The sequence below is a fragment of the Paraburkholderia sp. UYCP14C genome, from assembly GCF_004197395.1.
Taxonomy (GTDB): Bacteria; Pseudomonadota; Gammaproteobacteria; order Burkholderiales; family Burkholderiaceae; genus Paraburkholderia.
On the sequence record NZ_SELS01000162.1, the window covers coordinates 1 to 4,331 of the forward strand.

Annotated in this window: 6 protein-coding genes; all 6 read right to left on the reverse strand. The window is 58.0% G+C overall.

Going from position 1 to position 4,331, the window contains the following annotated elements:
* Positions 1-6: 6 nt before the first annotated feature.
* The 6 genes from EVC45_RS43505 to EVC45_RS43530 are packed head-to-tail and all read right to left on the reverse strand — an operon-like array spanning position 7 to position 4,233.
* Positions 7-189, reverse strand: coding sequence for a hypothetical protein (locus tag EVC45_RS43505; protein WP_129964220.1), 183 nt, complete (start codon positions 187-189; stop codon positions 7-9).
* Positions 190-207: 18 nt separating this feature from the next.
* Complete coding sequence (locus tag EVC45_RS43510) at positions 208-537, reverse strand: hypothetical protein (protein WP_129964221.1); 330 nt, start codon at positions 535-537, stop codon at positions 208-210.
* 54 nt (positions 538-591) lie between these two features.
* Positions 592-1,575 (reverse strand): type VI secretion system baseplate subunit TssG, encoded by a 984-nt coding sequence (gene tssG / locus EVC45_RS43515; protein WP_129964222.1) that lies wholly within the window; start codon positions 1,573-1,575, stop codon positions 592-594.
* The gene (gene tssF, locus EVC45_RS43520; RefSeq protein ID WP_129964223.1) at positions 1,539-3,263 is read right to left on the reverse strand and encodes a type VI secretion system baseplate subunit TssF; all 1,725 of its coding nucleotides are present in this window, start codon (positions 3,261-3,263) and stop codon (positions 1,539-1,541) included. Before tssF ends, tssG begins: the two co-directional genes overlap by 37 nt.
* Positions 3,257-3,721, reverse strand: coding sequence for a type VI secretion system baseplate subunit TssE (gene tssE, locus EVC45_RS43525; RefSeq protein WP_129964224.1), 465 nt, complete (start codon positions 3,719-3,721; stop codon positions 3,257-3,259). Before tssE ends, tssF begins: the two co-directional genes overlap by 7 nt.
* A gap of 23 nt (positions 3,722-3,744) precedes the next feature.
* Positions 3,745-4,233, reverse strand: a complete 489-nt coding sequence (locus EVC45_RS43530) for an Hcp family type VI secretion system effector (protein WP_129964225.1) — start codon at positions 4,231-4,233, stop codon at positions 3,745-3,747.
* Positions 4,234-4,331 lie beyond the last annotated feature (98 nt).

A 4,331-nucleotide genomic window follows, 5' to 3' on the forward strand; every position in this document is an offset into this window, starting at 1 on the left:
AGTTGTTCAGGTGGCCAAGGTTAACAGCTTGCCGAGAAGGTTAACAGCCCCCAACGGGTCTTTTTGATTCAGTCTCTTACAGATGAAGGCGGTGACTAGCTTCCGGGCATAGCCGACTTTCCCGCCATGCGCACGCTGTATGCCGCCGATGATGCGGCACGAGCCTTTCATGATCTTGAACCGCGCCATGGCGGCAAGCGCGTCGGCCTAGAGCCCGAAGCAGCGAATTACGTTCATGCGTGCGGGCGGCGCTGGCTCGAAGGCATCAGACAAAATCGGCCGTATCGCGGAAAGCAGCGTCAACCCGTCGGGCTTGTCCGGCAAGCGGTGGGCCGTCGTGACGAAAGGCGTATCCTCAGCCTGCCAGCGCAGCATCAGGGCGTCCCCGTTGCGGTGGTCGCCCCGCTCGATCATCCGAGGCTCGGCCTTCGTCTTGCAGTAACCCCGCGATAGACCCAGTGCAACGAAATTCTCGAGCACCTGTCTGTAACAGACATTCAGGCGCCCCAGCAGAAGCTTCCGTTCGATCAGCAGCATGTTCCTCTTCCTCTTCGCTATCCAGTAACAGCCTCGGATTGTTGTAGATGGTGCCTAGAGCCGGTATTGAACCCGAGCCGGGAGATCCGCGTCTCTGGGATTGAGCCACGTATCGAAGCCGAGCCGCGACCAAAGTCCGACGCCGGTGCGCGCCGCGTCTGCTTCGTCGTGGCGCAGCTGCAGCTCGATGTCCACCTCGAGTGGCTCGGCCAGGTAAAAGCGGGCAAAGAAGCGCAGGCGTGCGTGCGCGCTTCCGCCTGGCAGCATTTGACGAAAAAGCGCTTGTGGCAGCCCGCCGAATTCGATTCTGATGGTACTTTCCCAGTCATCGATCTCCGCGCCAACCCATGCGTCCTCGCCGAGGCAGCCTTGCTGCTGCCCAAGCCGCCAACGCTGCTCGTCCGGGATCCGCGCTGAGTGCCATATGCCGCACACCACCCGGAGCTGTGCCGGTGCGAACACATCAGCGAGCAAGGTTTTCAAGCCCAACGCCGAGTGCGGACGTTGATTAAACAGTCCCGCATGGCGCAAGAGCGCCGCGCTGCCGGGAAGCAGACCGGCGCGCAAATCCGAACCGTGCAAACCGACAAAAGCGTACAGCTGGTTAAGCGACGCTTCGTGCCGATCCTCAACGATCCTTTGCTCGAGCCGGTACTTCTCCCACGCATCGAAAAGGAGCGGGTACATCGCATAATGCACGATGTCAAGGAAACCCCGCATGACGTGATGCCCCTCGCGCTCCTCTTCCAGCAGGTCTTCGGTATAGTAGGCAGGCAACGGTGAAGCCACGCCATACAGGCCAAAAAAGTTCGCCGTGATCCGATAGTTGTCGTCCGGATTGACCTCGATGGCGTCGATGTCATTCTCGGGAAAGCCGAGTCCGAGCCGCGGCCGTATCCGCAGGTTTCCATGGCGCTCTCCCGTTTGCCCGTCGTACCGCCGCAGTAGCCGAACTGCCTGAAAGTAGGAGTACTTTGCACCGTCGCTGACGAGCAGCGCCTTTACAGCATCGGTTGTTGTCCGAATTTTGGACGCCATTTGAATATGGTCCCTGAAAGCGTGTCTTCGAGCTCTACGCGGGTATATGAATTGATGCCCGCGTAATCGCATAAAAATCGCTCGAGCATGCAACCGAACAGATACAGATCACCGATGCCGGCGTAGTGATCCTCACGACAACGGATGCGGATCAACTGACCGCGCCGAATGCCGCCCCGACCAACAAGGCGCGTCTCGCGCGTGGCAGTGACTTCAACGATGCCGTCGATCCTGCGGCGATTCGACAGCTCCCGCCCCTGCTGTCCGCGGAAGACGTATAGACCAAGGAGCTTGCGCAGGTTTCCGGCATCCGCAATCGAAAGCAAATTGAGCGACACATGCGAGAGCAGGCACCACAGGAGTTCCTCGCCCGCGGGCGGGTCCTGCTCAGGCGTGATCCCGCGAATATTGGTAAAGGCCATCTGGTCCGGCGACGTGCTGGTCGGAATCCTGATGTCGCCCGGCTTTAGGCCCTCGGGCAGCGAACGGTTGGTGCAGGTGAGACGGATCGACAGCGTTTCCTGCTGCGGCGTCTCCGACGGCGGGTAGTTTAGCGCGAGGTATAGGTCGCTTCCCCGCTCCACATTCGTTGTCTTCAGCGTCGTACGATAGCTCAACTGAACGCCGTGGCCGTCGTGCCGGAAAGTGCTGAACGGCTGATACACGCGTTCCTGTGAGTTCCCCTGCTGATAGCCGAGCACTTGATCGACCGAATAGATCTGATAGTGGCAACGGTCCCGCCCCTCGGGATTGACGCGATATTCAGTGACGCGATGATCGTGCGTAATGGGGTCCGCCATATGTGGGAACACGTTGATTGCAGGTGCAACGTTGAGCATGAAGCTGTCGGCGTCAATTTCGGGCATCCAGTTGTGCAGCGTGTCGAACGTCAGCTTGATGCTGAAGCTGGAGCCCGTCGCGTTAGCGGTCCAGCGCTTCAGCCCTGCGACATCAACGAACAGAAATTTTTCCGGTTGTGCAAAGAACTCCTGAATAATGCGATAGCTGCTCGGTCCATGGCTCGGATAAGTTAACAGATCCTCGTCGAAGCCACTGCTGCTCAGGCTGTTCGCGCCGAGTGAAAACCGGTCGCCGCTGCCTCCTGATATCCGTACTTCCGTGACATGATTCATTAACAGCAGAAGCAGTTTTGAGCCGCCGACGTAGCCACCGCTCAAGAACACGCGGATGCAATCACCGCCCCATTGTGCGATGCTCAAGCCTCTTTCCATCTCGAAGTCGATCGTGAGCACGGGAGCGGCACTCGCGTAGCTCACAAGATCCACTCCCGCAATGCGTAGCGGCTCGACATCAACGTCGCACGTGGTCCGAAAGCGGCACGATGTGCCATCCACGGGCACCGCTGCGAGTTCACTACCTGCCGCCACGCTCGCGGCTTGGCCGCGTGGGCCTTTCGGGGAAAAGCTAACCAGCGTCGATGCCGGCACTGGACGAAGGTAATGCGGAAACAGCAGATTCGTGAGCTCCTGTATGAACTCTGGAAAGCCGTCTTCGAGTTTCTGACGTGTGAGGCCGGTGAGGAACGCGACGCCTTCCAGCAGGCGTTCGACATCGGGGTCGGCTGAAACGCCGAGGAGCATCGGCGCAATGGCCGGATTCGCACGTGCGAATTCGCCGGCCAAGTCTTTCAGCGTGGCCAGCTCGTCCTGATAGTACCTGTTTAGCATGCCTTGGCTGGATCCGGAAAAAGTGCATGGTCATCGCGCGAAATGACATCGACATTGACACGCCCATTGGCACACACGGTCGTCGATATGCGCAACGGAACTTTGCAATCGTCGACCTCCAGCGCACCTTCAAGCGCGAATCTGACACGGAGGACATCCTTTTCCCCGTGATCGAGTCTGACGCGGGGCGACTTGATGCGTGGCTCGTAGCGCGAGACCATACGATAGATACCCTCTTCGATCTCGTGCGCGGAACCCGTCGCGGTCGTAACGTCAAGGTTAGTGAAATCCGGCATGCCAAATTGAGGGTCGATCTGAACGGTGCCTCGCCGCGTGTTGAGCAGCCGGCTAAGATGGTTGATCACCGAATCGACAAGAATGTCGACCTGTGTCTCGTTAGTGCGCTCGTTGGCTGTGCCCCAACCAGCTATTCGCTCAAGTAGCCGACGCTCTCTCACGATTCTCTCCTACAATTTTGAAATCAGGATTTCGGGGCCAGCCACGAGTCTTCCGCTTCGATGCCGTCCGCATCGAAGCTCCACGTAATTTTCTCGTAGCTAAACGAAATATCTTCCATATGGCCCATCTGTTTCTGATCCGGCGACAGGCAATTCGGCGTCCACGAACGCATGCCGGTCAGAATTGCGTTCGACAGCTTCACTGTGAAGTATTTCTCTTCCTTACCCTTTGGCGAAATGCGATAGAACTCCAGCGTTGCGTTCTTTAACTGCTCGCCGGATGTCAACGCCTGATACAGCTTGGGCGATGACTTGTCGATCTCCTTGGTCAGCGTCATCGGCAAGTGCACGCGTTTGCCCGTCTGCAGACCAGTTTGGGGACTCTTCGGGATTTCGATCTTGTGATCGACAGCCTGAACGAGGATCTTTCCCTCATGCCCCTGGATCATGACTGAGCCTTCAATTTCTCCTTGATTCTCGCCTTCCAACTTCAAATAGCATGGCATCGGCACGATAGTTCCTCAATCAGTAGTTCCGGTTTATTCGAGGTCGGCAGGCTGGAGAGCGCCTGTTGACGCGGGGTTCGAGGATTTCGAGGGTGTCCACGATT